The organism is Microbacterium sp. BF1 (genome assembly GCF_019279095.1).
In the GTDB taxonomy this organism is placed as follows: domain Bacteria; phylum Actinomycetota; class Actinomycetes; order Actinomycetales; family Microbacteriaceae; genus Microbacterium; species Microbacterium maritypicum.
The window spans coordinates 1-567 of the sequence record NZ_JAGYWT010000857.1 but is presented as its reverse complement, the minus strand read 5'-3'; the positions used below and the strand labels follow the sequence as shown (position 1 = coordinate 567).

The 567-nt window shown below is 70.9% G+C and carries 1 protein-coding gene; it reads right to left on the bottom strand.

Annotated elements, in window-relative coordinates; genetic code table 11:
• Positions 1–71: 71 nt before the first annotated feature.
• A complete protein-coding gene (locus KZA10_RS17210; RefSeq protein ID WP_218683514.1) occupies positions 72–416 on the bottom strand; it encodes a GNAT family N-acetyltransferase in 345 nt (114 codons plus the stop codon).
• Between the last annotated feature and the right edge of the window lie 151 nt (positions 417–567).

The following is a 567-nucleotide window of genomic DNA, read 5'->3' as shown; positions in this document are numbered from 1 at the left end:
CAGCACGTTCATGCCGCGTACCCCGCCGAGCGGCACTTCACGGGGTTCGAGGATAAGGCGGCGCTGCCCGATCATTCCGCTCGGCCCGTCGGGTCCTCACCTGCGGATCCGGCGGGGGCGGACGGGGGCTTCAGCCAGCGGATCTCCGCGCCCGGCACCTCGTGGGTCTCGAGGTACTTCGCGATGTACGGGCACAGCGGCACGATCGCATCACCACGCTCCGCCGCATCCGCCAGAGCGGCCGATGCGAGCTTTCCCGCCAGTCCCTGCCCCTGGAATGCCGGGTCGATCTCGGTGTGGGTGAAGCGGATGGATCCGGGGCGCAGATCGAACGCCGCGAAGCCCGCGAGCACGTCGTCGGAGCGGAGCTCGTAGCGCGATTCTTCGTCGTTGCGGGTCACGGTGATGTCGGTCATCGGGTGCTCCTTCGAACGGGGTGCCTCCAACCTACGCCCGCCGGAAGCGCCCTGGTCGCTCCCGGGCGACGAGTCGGTGCGCCGTCTCCTCGGGGCACGCGACGCCCCTCGCCTGTGGAGGACGCGCCGCCCGCGTCGGCGGGGGTGGTTA